Here is a 17,870-nt window from a genome sequence, read left to right as displayed (position 1 = left end):
TATATATCTATATTTTTAGAGCACAAAAATATATAATTAACTTTTGCTCATTTTAAACACAAATGGCGGGTGGTAAAAATTAACACAAATTTATCAGTCAAAAGTCATGACTTTGAAGGCACGGATTGGAGCAAAAAAAACAGCTCTTTCAAAATGAATTAAAAGAGCTGTTTCCCTGCGAAGTAATTTTCGAAACTATTTAACCGGCTTATCAACAACCAATCGTTTCGTTTGATTGGCCAGCTTGTAAGCTACCGAAAACGCATACTGCGTAACCCTTTTCATCTTATGGTAATCGATTTTATCGAGCTCATCGGTAATTTCATGATAATCGTCGTGCAGACCGGTTGACAAACCAAGAATCGGTACACCGTTTTTATAAAAGTGGTAGTAATCGCTGCGCGTTAAAAAGGCTTTTGTTAATTCATCGCTCGGTACAAGTCCCAGGTCTTCACAAACCTCATCGCTGATATCCAGCAGCTCTGAACTTTGCCTTCCGGAAATAATGTACATTCCGTTAGGACCTGCCAGACTTTTTGAGTTCACATCCACTGAATCCAGTTCCGTTTCTGCCGAGCGACCGATCATATCAAGGTTAATATCCACCAGTGTATTTTCCATCGGTATAACCGGATGCTGTGAGTAATAATCAGAACCCAGCAGCCCCTTTTCTTCGCCGGTTACCCAGGCAAAAACGATACTGCGTTTGGGTTTCTTTTTCATGCTTTGAAATGCCTCGGCAATTTCCAACAGGGCAACAGTACCTGATCCGTTATCGTCGGCACCATTATAAATACCGCCTTCGCCGTCGGTTCCCAAATGATCGTAATGCGCGGTAAAAACAATGCACTCTTTCTTTAATTCCGGATCGCTGCCTTCAACCACTGCGATGACATTCTTTCCGACAATTGATTCATTTGATTTAACCAGATTAATTTCAGTTGTTAAATTGTTTATGGCAAATGATTTTGGGCTATTACTTTCGAGTATCTCCTGTTGTAAGCCATCCAAAGTTTTCCCTGATCCTTCCAACATTTTATTACCCAGTTCTTCCGACCCAAAGATCAATCTTATAGGAAGAATAAGCGAGCTTTTTGCTCCTTTTAGGGTCAGACTACCACCGGTTGCATATTTTCGTATACTTTCAATGTATTCGGGATTTGGATTCATCGGATCATTCACCAAAATCACCGCTTTTGCGCCTCCCATCATGGCTCTCGACATTTTTTTCATTTCGGTATCCATGTCAGGCCCGGATCCTTCTTTGACCTGTTCGAGGGTGCGGGTCATCACCAGCACAATTTTGCCCTTTAAATCCAGGTCTTTTGTATCGTTGTATTTTGTATCCTCGTTGTACCAACCATAACCGGCAAACACCACTTCGCCTGAAATGGTGTCGTTTTTTGGAGGCCCTCCCAGCGAAAAAATATCTTTTGTTTGGTAACTTTTATTTCCGTTGGCGTCTTTTAAACTTAATACCGTCTGGTCAGGATCAGGTGTTACAGCCTGCAATTCAACATTTTGGAAATAGCCTTCAACTCCGGGAGTCAGTCCCATTTTTGCACATTGAGCTTTCAGGTAATCCGCAGCGAGATCAAGGCCCGGCGTTTCGGTAAAAAAATCGCGACCACGCATATTATCGCCGGCAATAATTTCAAGGTGTGCTCTCAGGTCATTCTCGGTAATGGTTTGTAATTCGTTTTTTTGAGCAACAGCCACTATCGAAACTGCTACACAAAGCAGTGTGAAAAGAAGTTTGGTGTTCATGTTCTTCGGTTTGAAATATTATGATTAAAACTCTATATCTTTTTTGTTGGCCAAATCAAAACCTACCAAAAAGCAAAGATCGGCAACACGTTTTATTTTTTCAAAATTTATTCTTTCAATCTCATCGCCAACTTTGTGGTAATCGGCATGATAACCGGTGGCATAATTTAAGATAGGTACACCATATTTGTGGAAATGGTAATGATCGCTGGCACGTAAAAAACGCTCTTTTGGCAAACTCGTGTCGGGAACCAATCCCAGCTCGGCACAGTGTGTTGCATTTATTTCAGCCAATTCGGGCCACACATCGTTCGAAAGGGTGTACAATCCATCAAAATCTTTCACTTTTTTGGGCGAATCTTTCCAAACATCGTCGCGTGGGCCATCGTAAACGCGGCCTACCATATCAAGGTTAATGGAAGCCACGGTTTTATCCAACGGAAACACCGGGTGATCGCAATAATAACTTGATCCGAAATGCCCTTTCTCTTCGCAGGTTACCCACAGAAAAACAATACTTCGTTTCGGTTTTACTTTTAACGATGCAAAAGCTTCGGCCACTTCCATAATGGCCACTGTTCCCGATCCGTTGTCGTCGGCGCCGTTGTATACATCACCATCTTTTCCAACTCCCAAATGATCGTAGTGCGCCATAAATACAACGTATTCGTTTTTTAAAACCGGATCTGATCCTTCAATATATGCTACAACATTTTTTGCTTCCAGCAATTCAGGTTTTGTTCCTGCTTTAAGGCTTAGTGTTTCCGCAACTTCAATAACTGCCTCCGATCCGGCAGCCACCTTTTCAAGGTACTTAAGGTATTGTCCTTTTTTACCCAGCAAGGCATCGGCAACTTTTGACGTGGCCAGTAAAACCGCAGGCTGTGCGGTAATATCGTCGTTGGTTTTTACGCTGTAGCCCGACCTACTCATCCAGCCTTGCAATTGTTTAAAGGTTTTATTTTCCGTGTCTTTCGGATTGGTAATCACCAGCAAAGCTTTCGGTTGCTTTTCCATTATGGCACTTATTTTTGTGCTCTCTACACGGTTTTGCCATTCAAATTTTTCTTCGCCTGAAAACGATTCAGCACTTCCCTGAGCTACAATTACAAGCTTATCATTTATATCCAGCGACTCAATATTTTCGCCAAAACCAATAAATGTAACGGGTTCCTCATCAAGACTAAAAATGCCGGAAGTCTGGGTTAATTTCACCAGCTCTTCCGACCGGTAAACCGACTTCCCCTTTTTATTTTTTACTTCAATAAAATCATCTGTGCTCGGTACGGTGTGCAAAATCGGAACTGTCTGAAAATAGTTATCTGCAGCAGGTTTCAGCCCAATTTCTTTTGCATAAGCGGCCAGGTAGTTCGCCGTTATTTCAAGGCCATCAACTTCGGTACCCAATGCGCGTCCCTGTAATTCATCAGACGTAATAAATGTGAGGTATTCTTTTAATTCAGGAATATCAATTTTCGACAATGCTTCGTTCTGCGCACTGGCCGAAAAAAGAAACGCCAGGAGGCTAAAATAAACAAGTACAGTTTTACGTATTAACATACGGGTGATTTTAAAAAATGAAGTAAATATTATCTTTGTATAGAAGCGAATTTAACAATTAAGCTAATACAGGCAAGCTATAAATAACAATTTGACACGTTTAAATGTGAATTCTTAACCATACTTCAAAATTTCAGGAAAAATGAAAACAATCAAAACACTTTCGGTAATTCTTTTAACCGTTTCGTTATTACTGCTGATCCCATCGTGCGCCGTTAATCCGGTTACAGGACAGCGACAGCTCATGTTGATGTCGGAAGAGCAGGAAGTTGCACTGGGAACGCAATACGACCCGACGGTAATTTCAACATTTGGATTATATGAAGATGAGGCATTGCTGAATTTTATTACCGAAAAGGGAACAGAAATGGGTAAGATTTCGCATCGCCCTAACCTGCAATACCACTTCAGGCTCTTGGATTCGCCGGTGGTAAATGCTTTTGCCGTGCCGGGCGGATACATTTATTTAACCCGCGGAATTTTAGCCCAGTTTAACAACGAAGCAGAACTGATGGGCGTATTGGGACACGAAATGGGACACGTTACCGCTCGCCACACGGCGCAACAACAAACGCGGCAACAAATTAGCCAGGTTGCCCTTGCCGCCGGAATGGTAGCCGTACCTGAAGTGGCACAGTTTGCCAATGAAGCTATGGCCGCAATGCAACTTCTATTTTTAAGTTTTAGCCGTGCCAACGAACGCGAAGCCGACCGCCTGGGAGTTGAATACTCATCAAAGATTGGCTACGATGCCAATAAAATGGCCGACTTTTTTGAAGTGTTGAACAAAATGCAAATGGCAAGCAGCCACGAAGGTGTTCCCACCTGGATGTCGACACACCCCGATCCGGGGCAGCGAAATATTGCGGTAAAACAAACTACTGCTGAATGGCAAGCTCAATTACCCCAACAGAATTACGCGGTAAACACCGACGAATATCTTAAAATGATTGATGGAATTGTGTATGGGGAAAATCCACGCCACGGTTTTGTGGAGAACAATATGTTTTATCATCCCGACCTGGCCTTTCAATTCCCGATACCCAAAAACTGGACACTGATCAATTCACCACTTCAGGTGCAGATTGTTCCTGAAGACAAAAATGCAGCTATGATTTTTGAGCTGTCGCAGGAAAAAGGTGCCGACGCGGTTGCGCAAAAAACGATATCCGACTTAAAACTTACGCTGGTAGACAAAAGCAACCTGACACTGAACGGCCTGAATGCTGTTGCAACAATTTCGGACCAGGTATCTCAAAACGATGCAGGTCAAGAGCAGGTGGTAAAAATCCTGTCGTATTTTATCGAAAAAGATGCAATGGTTTATACCTTCCATGGCCTTTGTTTGGATGCGAATTTTAGCCAACACAAGCCCGCGTTTGAGTCGACAATGAAAAACTTTGCGCGACTTACCGATGCTTCGAAACTGAATATTAAACCCGACCGGATAAAGGTAATTTCTATCAATAGTGCAACGGTTTCGTTAAAAGATGCTTTCGCTTATTACAAAGTTCCGCAAGATAAATTCGAAGAAATGGCCTTACTAAACAACCGCGAATTGAGCGATGTGTTGAAACGTGGAGATATGATTAAAATTCTAGGAAAATAAATTAAAATTCAGAAAACAACTTTTATTAAAATGAAAAAGACATTACAAACAATTGTATTAACAGCCATCTTAGCTGTTACAGGTATTTTTATTGGAAACGCCCAGGAACTGGGGGTGCGTTTTGGCGATGTTTCGGCCGGAAGCGTTGCCATCGATGGAATTTTCTCTACAGGTGAATTTAACCGCCTGCATGCCGACCTTTCGTTTGGCGATGGCGTTGCAGCCGACCTGCTTTGGGATTTCCTGTACCGCCCGATAACCGACGAAGCATTTAACTGGTATATGGGCGTTGGACCGTACCTGGCAATTTTAGATGAAACGGTGTATAAGGAGGGAGCAAAAGACAGCGAAACCAATTTTAACCTGGGTGCTGCCTTTGAAATCGGGCTCGAATACCGCTTTGTAAATATCCCGATCGCCTTAGGGCTTGATTACCGCCCATCGCTGGAGGTGATCGACGAAACCAGCCTCCACTGGGGAGGTTTTGGTTTGAATATCCGCTATGTGTTTGAATAAACCATTAAAGTAAAATAAAAAGAAAAGCGTGCCACTGCCACGCTTTTTTTATGCTGTAATTTTTCGTTAGGATTGAACCCTATTCCGATATTGGTTTATTGTTTTTAATAGCGTCCGTTGCCTCACCAGCCATTGCTAAAATCGTTTCCACCACTTTGGGATTCTTATCTGCAACATTTTCTTTCTCACCCGGGTCGTTTTCTACATCGTATAAATGTGCTTTATCCAAATTGCCGGTCCAGTGTTTTCCGGGCAAAATCAATTTCCAGTTTTTGTATCTCACGCTCATTAGCCTTCCTGTTGCTGTAAAACCATACACAGCCTTATGAGGTGCAGCAACTCCTGCTTCATTTTTCATGAGAGGCAAAATATTTTTACCATCGATTACCCTGTCGGCAGGAATTTCCGCACCGGCAATATTGGCAAATGTGGTAAACAAATCCATTCCCGTCACCGGCACATCGCATTCCGTCTCAGCAGGAATTACATCCGGCCATTTCATAATACACGATACGCGGATTCCACCTTCGTAACGCTCCTGGTATTTGCCTTCGCGCAAAATATGCTCGCGGTCAGGGTCGGTAAAACCAAATTTCCCGTAGCAATTTTCCAATTCTTCGTCGCGGTGCACCAAAGGGCCATTATCCGATGTAAATACAATAATGGTATTGTCTTCAATTTTCAGTCGTTTTAAAGTATTTAGAATGATGCCAACCGAACGGTCGAGGTATTCAACAGCGTCGCCATAGGCAGCCGCTTTGCTTTGCCCTTCGAAACCTTTTGGCACAAACCAGGGCGTGTGCGTCTCAATATTCGCATATTGCAGGTAGAACGGTTTTTCCTCCTGTGTTGCTCTGTAAATAAACTTGCAGGCTTCGCGTGTAAATAATGCTGGCAACTCGGCCAGATCATTATTATCACATCGCTTTATAATCTGTGCCTGCTCGATCAACGGAATTTCCGGATCGCTGATGCCATTTGGCCGCCATCCTGAATTTCCGATACGCTCCGGGCCATGATCGTTGGGATATGGAATCCCCAGAAACTCGTCGAAACCATGAACACAAGGCAAATATTGCGGCAAGTGCCCTAAATGCCATTTCCCATATAATCCGGTCGTGTAGCCCTGTTCTTTCAGCAATTCGGTGATTGAAACCTCCAGCTCGTCTTCCAGGCCGTGTTTCGAATGTGGAAACAATACGTACAAACCAGTGCCGTTATTTACCCTTGGCGCATACCTTCCGGTTAAAGTGGCTGCCCGCGATGGGGTACATGTGCCGTGTGGCGCGTAAAAACTCGTAAATTTCATTCCTTCTGCCGCCAGCTTATCCAGGTTGGGCGTATTAATGTCTTTCGAGCCAAAACAACTCAGGTCGTCAAAACCCACGTCATCGGCAAGAATATGTATAATATTGGGCTTCTTCGCATCTTGAGCCTGAACTTTTGCAAGTGAGAAAATCCCACAAAACAATAACAACAGTTTGATTTTGAAATTCATGATTAATGGATTTGAATTTTTGTATCAGTATTCCTTCTGCGCACTGCAGGATAGGGCGACCAATATCGTCATTCAATTTGGGAAGTTCAAACAAATGCCAGACTTTTTGATTTTTTTATAAAGTATTTTTCAAAAAGAAAATCAAGATCATTACGGCTCCATAGCCATCGCCCGAATGTAGCCCCCGTTTACTTCACATTTCGACAATTTAAGATTCGAAATATAATTTATCATTACTTTTTTAACCAGCTCCTGATCAGGGCGATTTGCCCGCACTGCTTCGTAGGTATCGCGTGGTCCTTCGGCAAAATCTACAATCACATCCCAGTTTTCGGGTGTTGGGATAGTTACCATACAACGTGGGCTCCCCATTTTCTTGTAAGGCCAGTAATGATAACCGATGTTGTTTCTGATCATCAGGCGTGTCCAGGCAGCAATCCACTCATCGGTATTCTCTCCGGTTTCGCCCATATAAATGGGTAGATTCACTGAGTTGCGGAAATCAACAAAATCCTGAATATTTGCCTGCAAGGTATCACACCAGTAACGGTGACAAGTGTACATTATCTTATCGTCGAATTTCGAGTCGGTAAACACTGTAAAGTTACCGTTCCACTGGGCACCACCCAGCAAAACAATGTGGTTAATATCCACCTCCCGAATGGCCTTAACCGCTTTCATATACAAAGGCTCCAGTTGTTTGTTGAGCATCGCCTCATCTTCAGGGAAATAGGTGGCTATGGGTTCGTTCAACAGATCGTAACCTAAAATCATCGGTTCGTTTTTATACCGATCGGCTATTTTTCGCCAGATATCCACAAACAACTCCTGACTTTCTTCACTGACCATTAACCACGGATAACCATAACTATCGTCGATATTGGCACCGGTTTGCCCTCCGGGCGCATCGTGCATATCCAGAATAATGTACAGTTCCGATTCGCGGCACCACTCCACCAAACTGTCGATACGTGCAAAACCATCCTGATTGGAATAGAGTCCCATGTAATCTTCATCGGTAAACAGTTTATAATGAAAAGGCAGACGAATGGAATTCACGCCCGTGCTTTTTATGTAGCGGATATCCTCGCGGGTGATGTAATTATCTTTGAATTGTTTCCAGAATTGGTTGGTAAAATCGGGTCCCACTGCTTCACGAAACATCTCATCGATAAGCCGTGCCGAACTTGTTTTTTGAAACTTGAACATGTAACCTTCCGGATTCAGCCAGTTGCCAAGGTTAATTCCCTGGATAAAGAATTTCTCTCCGTTGGGTGCGATCAAATCAGGCCCGTCGATGGTAATAAATTGTGTCGCGTCAGCCTCTTGTTCTGCTTTTTGCTGCACTGGTTGACATGAAAACAGAATGGTAGTTAAAAACAGTACCCAAATTGATAGATGAATTTGTTTTTGCATGGTATAGTTTAATTGGTTTGTGGTGAAAATAGTAATAATGTTGGGAAAGTGAAAGGCCTAACAAATTGGGAGGTGAGAAAAAAGGGAAGTTATTCATTAAGGACTAAAGTCCAGCTTGTTTTTTAGTTCACTAACCCCGGCATTAATGCCGGGGTTAAGCATAATTCCCGACTTCGGACTTTAGTCCTTAAAATTCGAAATACCGTATTTTGCACCGTGGCTTTAGCCCGGTGATTAAATACATGGTAAAACTAGGGCTTTAGCCTTTAAGTATTAGATTAAAGGCTAAAGCCATTCCTTTTCCTAATTAAAGTGACACGTAGCTAAAGCATGGTGCAAAAACTAAAGAACCGCCGCCCCCTTTGGCAGGGATTGCAGCGACACCCTGTTGCAGATAAGCGACAAGTTTTTGTTATTGGACGAAGGCGACGACGGGAGCCCACGTACCAATTACAAAAACCAAGCTTGACAAAACCGGTAAAGCGAAAAGCCCGGCAGCCAACCAAATGCAAAATATAAGGCATAAAAAAAGGCCTCACAAAATTGTGAAGCCTTTTAAAAGAGCGAGAAATCCTGACGATATTGTCAGCACAGGCGGGACTCGAATGCTGACGCTTTTGGTCAGCATCCTGACATTCCTCGGGAATCGTCAGGGCCCGCGACCCCGACCTTATATTTTTGAATAAACTGAGTAGTTCTTTCTCTTGACAAATTTTTCAGCTTCCGTTCTAATTTTAAAGCTTCCCCTCTTGTTGCTTTATTGGTCGCCCAAACTAATTCCCAGGGAATTCCGTGTTTAGTTGCTTTTTCTCTCCCTGAATTATGACGTTTGAGGCGTTCCGAAATATCTGAAGTTTGCCCTTTATAATAGACATCAGCACTAGGAGAATATAGGATGTAAACAAAATAGCTCATAAGAGCAAGTTATCAGTTTAAGGGCAATAAAAAAAGGCCTCACAAATTGTGAAGCCTTTTAAAGAGCGAGAAACGGGACTCGAACCCGCGACCCCGACCTTGGCAAGGTCGTGCTCTACCAACTGAGCTATTCTCGCAATTTGGTACCCGGGGGGGGACTTGAACCCCCACGATCATAATGATCATTGGATTTTAAGTCCAACGTGTCTACCATTCCACCACCCGGGCATCCTTTGCATTATCGTGAATGAGCGAGAAACGGGACTCGAACCCGCGACCCCGACCTTGGCAAGGTCGTGCTCTACCAACTGAGCTATTCTCGCAAAATATTTTTCAAATACCGATATTCAACTTCTGCCAAAAAGTTGTGCTCTACCAATGCCGAAAAACTCAAATTTATAATTTGATTGATTTTCGAGCATCCTCGGCAAACAATGAAATCAAAGATTTCTGGTTTGTCGGGACTGAGCTATTCTCGCATATTTTAATGAACTTGCTTTTTCAAAAGCGATGCAAATATATTGCTATTTTTTTATCTGGCAAAAATTATTGAAGTGCATTAAGAAATTCCTGTCAATTTCTTTATCTCATTTAGCTTGTTTAGGGCTTCTATTGGCGTAAGATTATTCACATCAAGCCCGGCTATTTCATCTCTAATTTGCTTTAGTACAGGATCATCCAACTGAAAAAAGCTCAGTTGCATCCCCTCACGTTTTTCGCCAATCTCCACTAAAGGTTTACTTAAACTTTCCTTTTCTTTTCCGCCTTCCAGTTTCAATAATATCTGCTCGGCACGCTGAATTACCGATTTTGGCATTCCGGCCATGCCCGCCACATGGATACCAAAACTGTGGTTACTGCCTCCACGCACCAGTTTTCGTAAGAAGATAACTTTGTTCCCCACCTCTTTTATGGAAACATTATAGTTTTTCACCCTTGGGAAAGCTCCCTCCATTTCATTAAGCTCATGGTAGTGGGTGGCAAAAAGCGTTTTTGCTTTGGTAAAGGCATGTTCGTGCAGATGCTCCACAATCGACCAGGCAATGGAAATACCATCGTAAGTTGATGTACCGCGCCCCAGCTCATCGAAAAGAATCAGGCTGCGATCGGAAACATTATTCAGGATGCTGGCCGCTTCATTCATTTCCACCATAAAAGTTGATTCGCCCAGCGAAATATTATCAGAGGCTCCAACACGGGTGAAAATTTTATCCACAAAACCGATTTTCGCTACTTCAGCAGGGACGAACGATCCCATTTGCGCCATCAGTACAATTAATGCTGTTTGACGCAACAGTGCCGATTTACCGGCCATGTTTGGCCCGGTGATGATGATGATCTGCTGATCTTCCTGATCGAGTATTACGTCGTTTGCAATGTACGACTCACCAATTGGTAACTGGTGCTCGATAACCGGATGTCGCCCCTCTTTGATCTCAATTGAAGTGGCCTCGTTTACCTCCGGGCGGAAATATTTATAAGCTGTTGCACACGTGGCATACGACAATAAACAATCGATTTGCGCCAGAATGTGCGAGTTTAACTGAATAGCCGAAATGTATTCCGACAGCTCAAAAATCAGCTCACCAAACAATTTACCTTCCAGCGCCTGAATTTTCTCCTCAGCACCAAGAATTTTTTGCTCGTATTCTTTCAGCTCCTCTGTAATGTATCGCTCGGCACTTACCAGCGTTTGTTTACGAATCCAATCGGTGGGCACTTTATCTTTATGCGTATTTCGCACCTCGATGTAGTACCCAAAAACATTGTTGAAACTGATCTTCAGCGATGGAATGCCATGTTTTTCGCTTTCGCGTTTTTGAATTTGCGCCAAGTAATCTTTTCCTGAGTAAGCGATTTTCCGCAGATCATCCAACTCCTCCGAGACACCTTCGGCAATCACTTTTCCTTTATTGACGGCTGTTGGCGGATCGGCAACAATCTGCTTTTCAATTCGCGCTCTAATTAAATCGCAAGGATTTAGCTGCTCGGCAAAACGATTTAAGGCCGTATTGTCAACGCCGGCACACGCAGCTTTTATCGGCACAATTGCCGCCAGGGCATTTTTCACCTGCACTACTTCGCGCGGGTTGATGCGGCCGACCGCAACTTTTGAGATGAGTCGTTCCAAATCGCCCATCTGGCGAAGATGTTCTTCCAGGTTTTCTTTGGTCTCCGGATCTTTCAGGAACAGCTCCACCACTTCCAGCCGCTCGTTTATCGGATCGATATCTTTTAAAGGCAGCGCCATCCAGCGTTTCAGCAGGCGCGATCCCATTGGCGTAATGGTTTTATCGATCACGTTAATGAGCGCTTTTCCACTTTCGTGAAGCGGCGCAAACAACTCGAGGTTACGAATGGTAAACCGGTCGAGCCAAACATAGTGTTCTTCCTCAATCCTGCTCAATCCCGAAATATGACTTAGCTTCTGATGTTGTGTAATATCGAGGTAATGCAAAATCGCTCCGGCAGCAATAATGCCCAACTGCATGCTGTGCACACCAAATCCTTTTAACGAAGTGGTTTCGAAATGCCGCTTCAGTCGGTCGTTTGCCGCATCATCGGTATACACCCAGTCTTCCAGGTTAAAGGTGTAAAATTTTGTCCCGAACAGATCGTTGAACTCCTTCCCTCTTCCGCGTTGAAACAACACTTCTTTGGGCTGAAACGAATTCAATAATTTGTCGATGTATTCAAAACTTCCTTCGGCCGCCAAAAACTCACCGGTCGAGATATCAAGAAAGGCAATACCAGCCCGCTTTTTGTCGAAATGGACCGATGCGAGGAAGTTATTTTCGCGGTTCTCAAGAATATTATCGTTGATGGAAACACCGGGAGTTACCAGTTCGGTAATACCGCGTTTCACGATCTTCTTCGTCATTTTCGGATCTTCCAGCTGTTCGCAAATCGCAACCCGCTGCCCGGCCCGTACCAGTTTGGGTAAATAGGTATCCAGCGCATGATGCGGGAAACCTGCCAACTCCACATAACTGGCGGAACCATTTGCCCGGCGCGTTAATGTAATCCCCAGAATTTCCGCCGCCTTTATGGCATCCTCTCCAAATGTTTCATAAAAATCGCCCACCCGAAAAAGCAACACCGCATCAGGATGTTTATCCTTGATGGTATAATATTGCTTCATCAGCGGAGTTTCTACATATTTCTTATCATTTTTTGCCATCGTTGAGCAAAGATAATTGTTTCAAAGCATGGAAGAAATCCATGACAAATTTGTTCATCCAAACTTTTCAACAATTCACGGGGTGCATCAAGGAAAAAGTTGAAAGGCAAAAGGCAAAAATATATCACCTCCTTGAAAGCCGGTGCAAAGGATATCATTCGTCATCAACACTTCCCCTGGCGAAGCCTATTTGCGAGCGGCTTTTAAAGACTTCAGAATTAGCAGAGAATGCGCCAGTGCACGGATAAAAAATGTGGCTGCCATAATAAAAAACACCGGATGAAATTTTTGCGGAATAAAGGGCGATGAAACAAAAAACACGATCATCCACACCGCAAAGACAAGGTGATAATAACGCACTGCCGGACGCCACTTTTTTCGTATGTAAACAATTGCAAACAGCAGACTCAGCGGCACCAGCCACATGAGATTGTAATTCGGGCTCATTGCCGGATGTTCGGAATAAATGGTAAACCAGGTAAGCAATAAACCACCCAATCCGTTTATAACGTAAAGCACAATATCAAGCGCGGGCTTCATTTTTTCGTTCTTTAACTGTTTCCAGGTGAAATAGGCTACCACCAGCAACAACAACGAAAAAACTGCAAGCGGCCCCCAAAGCCATGTCAGTCCTTGTTTTTGTTCAGGTGCCTGGTAAAGCACTTGCCCCGGTTGTGCGATATACTGCCCGTTATCATTTCTTTTTGCCGATGCAAAATGCTGCATCACATAATCGGGCAAAAACATTTCTTCTTCGAGCGTTGCCTCCCGGTCGGATTCTGCAGCGACCAAAAAATCGATACCAAAATTCAGCCACCGTATTTTGAGGTGATAATCTTTTATCAGCGTTCGCAGGGTTTTATGGCTGGCACTGTCGGTGTAAGTTATGCCTCCATTTACGTTATCGGCAATTACATCGCGTACCCGCGTGGCACAGTTATCAAAGAAAAAATTATAGCGGTACACCCGGTTTTCGGGCTGGGCATTCCATACCAAAAAATCAACAACCGCTTGCTTTTCCTGCGCTGTGAGGTTTAGTTCCTGCTCAAAAACGCTGCGTTTATCTTGACGGTATTCGTTCAAAAAAACATCAAAACGATAAGCGCCAAGCAGGTAATCGGTTTGCCCGGCACAAAAACGATACAAAAAATTGGGGCTGCTAAAATCGAATATTCCGTAATTAAAAGCCACGTCGTAGTTCAGATGCGGATCTTTTACCCGAATGGCCGAATGACCATAAACCGAATACATTTCGTTTCCCGGGTTGCAGGTAATGATGCTAACTGTTGCCTTGGGAGACAATTGAAAAGCCAGCCCATCGAATGCGAGGGCCACAAAGACTACAACTAAAAGCCGCTTTAAGAGATTCATGAGAATTTTCTGCCTTATTTAATTTCCAATAAAGGAACAAAAAAGCTCATTTCCGGCATAAATAAAATACAATATTTTAATTTAGACTTGTTCCAGATTAGAAAAATCAATTCTTTTTTCCAATCTTTGCATTGAATTATTTACAGGATGGGCGTGAAGCTCAGTGCAATAAATGCGCAAGCCACGCATCAGACAGAAAGCAGAGAGGATTATATGAGTTGTAATGGATGTTCGTTCAATAATTCAACAAGTAGCATAACACAAGGATACGACTGGCTGAGTGATTTGCCAGACACCACCGATAAATCAGATATTGTTGAAGTTAAGTTTAAGTCAACCCGCAAAGAATACTATAAAAATGTTGAAAATCTTCCGCTAAAACGTGGAGACCGCATAGTTGTTGCCTCCTCGCCGGGGCACGACATTGGCGAAGTAACCCTAACCGGTTACCTGGCCGAAAAACAGTTTAAGCTGCGAATAAAAAACCCGTCGCGTTATAACCTGAATGTGGTTTACCGCAAAGCTTCGGATGCCGATATTCAGAAACTAAACGAGGCACGCAGCCGCGAAAAAGCCACCATGATACGGGCACGTCAGGCAGCACAGGAACTTGGGCTCGACATGAAAATTGGCGATGTTGAGTTCAGAGGCGACAACAAAAAAGCAATTTTCTACTACCTGGCCGAAGGCCGTGTTGATTTCAGGGAGCTGATAAAAGTGTATGCCCGCGAATTCCGCATTAAAGTGGAAATGAAACAAATTGGTGCCCGTCAGGAAGCCGGTTTGATTGGAGGAATTGGCTCATGCGGACGCGAATTGTGCTGCTCGAGCTGGCGAACCGATTTTTCAAGTATCTCGTCGGAAGCGGCATTGAAACAAGGTTTGTCGCCATCGGCACAAAAAATGGCCGGTGCCTGCGGAAAACTAAAATGCTGTTTGCTATACGAACTTGACGCTTACATTGAGGCAGGAAATGAATTTCCGCGCGAACTACTCGACCTTGAACTGGCATCGGGAATTGCCAAACCATTTAAAACCGATTACCTGAAGAAAGAGATCTGGTACGGGTTACAAGGAAGTATGGGAACTACTTTTAACCTGTCGTTAAAGCAGGTGCGCGATATCATTCAGAAAAACAAAAGGGGTATAAAACCCGAAGTCCAGACTTTCAGTGCTCTGCCAAAAGAGCAAAATAGTATGGAAGTTACCCTTGATGAAAGCCTGGATCGTTTCGATGATAAAAAGCCTGCGCGCAACAAAAAACGACGCAACAACCGGGGAACCAACAAAAAGGGAGGCCGGAATTTCGAAAATAAGAGCAACACTCCGCAAAACAAACAAACCGCTTCGGAAGGTGGCGACAAAAACAAAAGACCAAACAAACGAAGGAATAACAATCCGAACAGAAAGCGGAAACCGGGGTTTCAGGCTAAAAAGGCACAACCGGCAACGGGGAATAGTAGTGACAACTAAGGAATTGAGTTGATCAAATTTCGAAATTTAAATATAAGTAACCAAGCATAAGAAATCATCTTTATGCCTTATCAGGCGGATTCTACTCTTTGGCTTAGCCCAAAGAGTAGACACAAAACCCAAGGCTGCGCCCGCTTCTCTCGGAAAAGCTACACGATGCCGTCTAAAATTCCTGAAACTCCCCCCGAAACTTCGGGGCTCCTCAAACATCAGTAATTTTTTAACGCCGTCACCGCTTGTTTTCCGTCCGCCAGCTGGCGGACGAGGCCCAGCTTCATTGCAGCTTACAATACAGCAGTGGAACGGCCTCTTTTGGCCTTTACGCCATACGGACTCCTCCTAATGATATATGGAAAGACAACGACAAACTACTTCTTACGAATAACAGTCATGCCATCACGCAACGGAAGGATGACCTTTTCCACACGGTCGTCGTTTTTAACCAGCTTATTGAATTCAAGAATACCAATGGTTTGCGTATCATCGAAACGGGGTTTATCCAGCACTTTTCCGCTCCACAGTGTGTTGTCGGCAATGATGTAGCCTCCCGGCCGCATTTTATCGATTAGTAGCTGGTAGTACTGCACATATTCGCGCTTATCGGCATCGATAAAAACCAGGTCGAAGGATTGGTCGAGCGAAGGAATCAGTTCTGTGGCAGCCCCGATTTTTTGTTCGATTAAATGCGCCACACCGGCTTTTTCGAAATATTTAGCGGCCAGCATCTCCAGCTCATCATCAACCTCAATGGTAATCAGCTTGCCATCTTCAGGCAAACCTTTTGCCAGGCAAATAGCCGAATAACCGGTAAAGGTTCCCAGCTCGAGAATCGTTTTCGGGCGGATCATTTTTGCCAGCATAGTAAGCACCTGTCCCTGCAAATGCCCCGAAATCATACGGGCACCCAGTACTTTCAGGTTGGTTTCGCGATCCAGTTCAATTAATACCGGATCTTCCTCATCGATATGATCTAAAATATATTGGTGCAATGCCTTCTGCCTGTCCATTCCCTTCTATTTATAAATCAACGTACTCATCTGGTTTTTGTCCAGTATAATGTTGGCTACTTCCTGGATATCCTCTGCACTAATCGCCTCAATTTTTTTGAAGATCACACGCAAAGGATCCACCTTATCAAACAGCATAAAACTTTTCCCGATGGTGAGCATCATATCTTCGCGGCTTTCGGTTGAAATGGCAATCTGGCCAATCAACTGCTTTTTTGCCCGACTTAACTGAACGGCTCCCATTTTTTTGTCGCGCAGCAAATCAAACTCTTTATGCACCAGCGCCACCGCTTTGTTCAGGTTTTCTTTGTCGGTACCGAAATACACGTTAAACAATCCGGTATCGGAATACGCCGTGTAGGCCGATTCCACGTTGTAAGCCATTCCGCGACGTTCGCGCATGGCCAGGTTTAGGCGCGAGTTTAGCGCCTGTCCGCCCAGCACATTGTTCAGCAAAACCATGGCAATTCGCTTCGGATTTTTAAAATCGAAAGCCAGATTACCCATCACGCAGTGCGCCTGAAAAGTATCTTTTACTACCGTTTTTGATTGCGGCTGGTAATTCACAAACTGCTCTCTTTTCAACTGACGCAAACTTTGCTCCACCTCGCCAAAATACTTCTCCAGCATTTTTAGCAAAGCCGCAAAATCAATATTCCCCACCGAACTGATCACCATTTGATCGGTATGGTAGTTATTGGCAATAAAATTGAAAATCATATCGCGGTTAAAAGAACGCAGCTTTTCTTTTGTGCCCAGAATATTGCGGGCAATGGGATGACCATCAAAAACCTGCTCCTCAAACTCATCGAAGATCAATTCCGAAGGCGAATCGTAGTACGAATTTATCTCCTCTACCACCACCTCTTTTTCGAGGTTGAGTTCTTTTTCGGGGTAAGTGCTGTTAAAAAGAATATCGCTCAGCAGTTCGGCCGTGCGTTCGTAATGCTCGCTTAAAAAAGTAGCATACAGCACGGTTTCTTCTTTTGTGGTATAGGCATTCAGCTCGCCGCCAACACCCTCGATGCGGCTCAACACGTGAAACGACTTGCGCTTTTTTGTGCCCTTAAAAACCGAGTGCTCGATAAAGTGTGCCAGGCCATGTTCATCCTCCATTTCGTCGCGCGATCCGGTATTTATTAAAACCCCCAGATGCCCCACCGGCGAATCGGTTTGCTGATGAATTATTCGAATGCCGTTATGTAATGTATGTATCAGATAATCAGTATCAACCATTGTCTTTTAAACTAATCGTGCAAAAGTATAAAAAGTATTGGATTGCAAGCTCATACCGTATACAAAACGCATGAAAGGTTTCTATGTAAAATCGAAAACATCGATGATCGGCCAAAATTTACGAAATGCTTATTGCGGAATTTGTAGCGCCACACTAACCCGAAAAAAGAGGTGGAACTATCTCTCTTTGGGAGTTTAGGGGCTCAAGTAATTCTATTTCAAATAAAAACACATAATTAATGCCCGGTCCTATATAAATACGACTAATTCTCTGAGCTGAAAAAATCAATTTTTTTTCACTTTTTTTTGTGTTGAACTTTG

The 17,870-nt window shown here is 43.7% G+C and carries 12 protein-coding genes and 3 tRNA genes; 3 read left to right on the top strand and 12 right to left on the bottom strand.

Annotation, left to right across the window (positions count from 1 at the left end):
• Positions 1-195 precede the first annotated feature (195 nt).
• Both LH29_RS03950 and LH29_RS03945 read right to left on the bottom strand, forming a co-directional pair.
• The gene (locus LH29_RS03950) at positions 196-1,767 is read right to left on the bottom strand and encodes a M20/M25/M40 family metallo-hydrolase (RefSeq protein WP_045026190.1); all 1,572 of its coding nucleotides are present in this window, start codon (positions 1,765-1,767) and stop codon (positions 196-198) included.
• A 24-nt stretch (positions 1,768-1,791) separates the two neighbouring features.
• Positions 1,792-3,327 (bottom strand): M28 family metallopeptidase, encoded by a 1,536-nt coding sequence (locus LH29_RS03945; protein WP_045026189.1) that lies wholly within the window; start codon positions 3,325-3,327, stop codon positions 1,792-1,794.
• Positions 3,328-3,469: 142 nt separating this feature from the next.
• Here LH29_RS03945 and LH29_RS03940 point away from each other — a divergent pair, with 142 nt between their 5' ends.
• Together LH29_RS03940 and LH29_RS03935 are read left to right on the top strand one after the other, a co-directional pair.
• Positions 3,470-4,936, top strand: a complete 1,467-nt coding sequence (locus LH29_RS03940; RefSeq protein WP_045026188.1) for a M48 family metalloprotease — start codon at positions 3,470-3,472, stop codon at positions 4,934-4,936.
• A 30-nt stretch (positions 4,937-4,966) separates the two neighbouring features.
• Positions 4,967-5,452 carry a hypothetical protein gene (locus tag LH29_RS03935; RefSeq protein WP_045026187.1) on the top strand — a complete coding sequence of 162 codons (486 nt, stop codon included), beginning with the start codon at positions 4,967-4,969 and terminating at the stop codon, positions 5,450-5,452.
• A gap of 79 nt (positions 5,453-5,531) precedes the next feature.
• Here LH29_RS03935 and LH29_RS03930 read toward each other — a convergent pair whose 3' ends face one another.
• The 8 genes from LH29_RS03930 to LH29_RS03890 all read right to left on the bottom strand — a co-directional run bounded on the left by LH29_RS03930 (position 5,532) and on the right by LH29_RS03890 (position 13,833).
• A complete protein-coding gene (locus LH29_RS03930) occupies positions 5,532-6,950 on the bottom strand; it encodes a sulfatase family protein (RefSeq protein WP_052670590.1) in 1,419 nt (472 codons plus the stop codon).
• Between the two features lie 150 nt (positions 6,951-7,100).
• Positions 7,101-8,366 carry a glycoside hydrolase family 5 protein gene (locus LH29_RS03925; RefSeq protein ID WP_045026186.1) on the bottom strand — a complete coding sequence of 422 codons (1,266 nt, stop codon included), beginning with the start codon at positions 8,364-8,366 and terminating at the stop codon, positions 7,101-7,103.
• A gap of 621 nt (positions 8,367-8,987) precedes the next feature.
• Positions 8,988-9,281, bottom strand: a complete 294-nt coding sequence (locus LH29_RS03915) for a GIY-YIG nuclease family protein (RefSeq protein WP_045026184.1) — start codon at positions 9,279-9,281, stop codon at positions 8,988-8,990.
• Positions 9,282-9,345: 64 nt separating this feature from the next.
• Positions 9,346-9,418 (bottom strand) — tRNA-Gly (locus LH29_RS03910).
• Between the two features lie 4 nt (positions 9,419-9,422).
• Positions 9,423-9,509 (bottom strand) — tRNA-Leu (locus LH29_RS03905).
• Between the two features lie 22 nt (positions 9,510-9,531).
• Positions 9,532-9,604, bottom strand: a tRNA-Gly gene (locus LH29_RS03900).
• Positions 9,605-9,840: 236 nt separating this feature from the next.
• Positions 9,841-12,462, bottom strand: a complete 2,622-nt coding sequence (gene mutS, locus LH29_RS03895) for a DNA mismatch repair protein MutS (protein WP_045026183.1) — start codon at positions 12,460-12,462, stop codon at positions 9,841-9,843.
• 186 nt (positions 12,463-12,648) lie between these two features.
• Positions 12,649-13,833: an Lnb N-terminal periplasmic domain-containing protein gene (locus tag LH29_RS03890; RefSeq protein ID WP_082063405.1), complete on the bottom strand. Its 1,185-nt coding sequence runs from the start codon at positions 13,831-13,833 to the stop codon at positions 12,649-12,651.
• A gap of 147 nt (positions 13,834-13,980) precedes the next feature.
• Here LH29_RS03890 and LH29_RS03885 point away from each other — a divergent pair, with 147 nt between their 5' ends.
• Positions 13,981-15,306: a PSP1 domain-containing protein gene (locus LH29_RS03885; RefSeq protein ID WP_052670589.1), complete on the top strand. Its 1,326-nt coding sequence runs from the start codon at positions 13,981-13,983 to the stop codon at positions 15,304-15,306.
• Positions 15,307-15,674: 368 nt separating this feature from the next.
• Here the strand turns inward: LH29_RS03885 and LH29_RS03880 are convergent, their stop codons facing one another.
• Entirely contained in the window at positions 15,675-16,313 is a 639-nt protein-coding gene (locus LH29_RS03880) for an O-methyltransferase (protein WP_045026181.1), read from the bottom strand.
• Between the two features lie 6 nt (positions 16,314-16,319).
• Positions 16,320-17,549 carry a M16 family metallopeptidase gene (locus LH29_RS03875; protein WP_045026180.1) on the bottom strand — a complete coding sequence of 410 codons (1,230 nt, stop codon included), beginning with the start codon at positions 17,547-17,549 and terminating at the stop codon, positions 16,320-16,322.
• Positions 17,550-17,870: the final 321 nt, after the last annotated feature.

The sequence above is a fragment of the Draconibacterium sediminis genome (genome assembly GCF_000949475.1).
GTDB lineage: Bacteria > Bacteroidota > Bacteroidia > Bacteroidales > Prolixibacteraceae > Draconibacterium > Draconibacterium sediminis.
Note: the sequence above shows the minus strand (reverse complement) of the source record. Positions and strands in the feature narration are given on the sequence as shown.

What these genes read in the sequence shown, in the direction of transcription:
- LH29_RS03880 (WP_045026181.1), bottom strand. Translation starts at nt 16,313, where the DNA reads ATGGACAGGCAGAAGGCATTGCACCAATATATTTTAGATCATATCGAT.
- LH29_RS03885 (WP_052670589.1), top strand. Translation starts at nt 13,981, where the DNA reads ATGGGCGTGAAGCTCAGTGCAATAAATGCGCAAGCCACGCATCAGACA.
- LH29_RS03875 (WP_045026180.1), bottom strand. Translation starts at nt 17,549, where the DNA reads ATGGTTGATACTGATTATCTGATACATACATTACATAACGGCATTCGA.
- LH29_RS03945 (WP_045026189.1), bottom strand. Translation starts at nt 3,327, where the DNA reads ATGTTAATACGTAAAACTGTACTTGTTTATTTTAGCCTCCTGGCGTTT.
- LH29_RS03925 (WP_045026186.1), bottom strand. Translation starts at nt 8,366, where the DNA reads ATGCAAAAACAAATTCATCTATCAATTTGGGTACTGTTTTTAACTACC.
- LH29_RS03930 (WP_052670590.1), bottom strand. Translation starts at nt 6,950, where the DNA reads ATGAATTTCAAAATCAAACTGTTGTTATTGTTTTGTGGGATTTTCTCA.
- mutS (WP_045026183.1), bottom strand. Translation starts at nt 12,462, where the DNA reads ATGGCAAAAAATGATAAGAAATATGTAGAAACTCCGCTGATGAAGCAA.
- LH29_RS03940 (WP_045026188.1), top strand. Translation starts at nt 3,470, where the DNA reads ATGAAAACAATCAAAACACTTTCGGTAATTCTTTTAACCGTTTCGTTA.
- LH29_RS03890 (WP_082063405.1), bottom strand. Translation starts at nt 13,833, where the DNA reads ATGAATCTCTTAAAGCGGCTTTTAGTTGTAGTCTTTGTGGCCCTCGCA.
- LH29_RS03935 (WP_045026187.1), top strand. Translation starts at nt 4,967, where the DNA reads ATGAAAAAGACATTACAAACAATTGTATTAACAGCCATCTTAGCTGTT.
- LH29_RS03950 (WP_045026190.1), bottom strand. Translation starts at nt 1,767, where the DNA reads ATGAACACCAAACTTCTTTTCACACTGCTTTGTGTAGCAGTTTCGATA.
- LH29_RS03915 (WP_045026184.1), bottom strand. Translation starts at nt 9,281, where the DNA reads ATGAGCTATTTTGTTTACATCCTATATTCTCCTAGTGCTGATGTCTAT.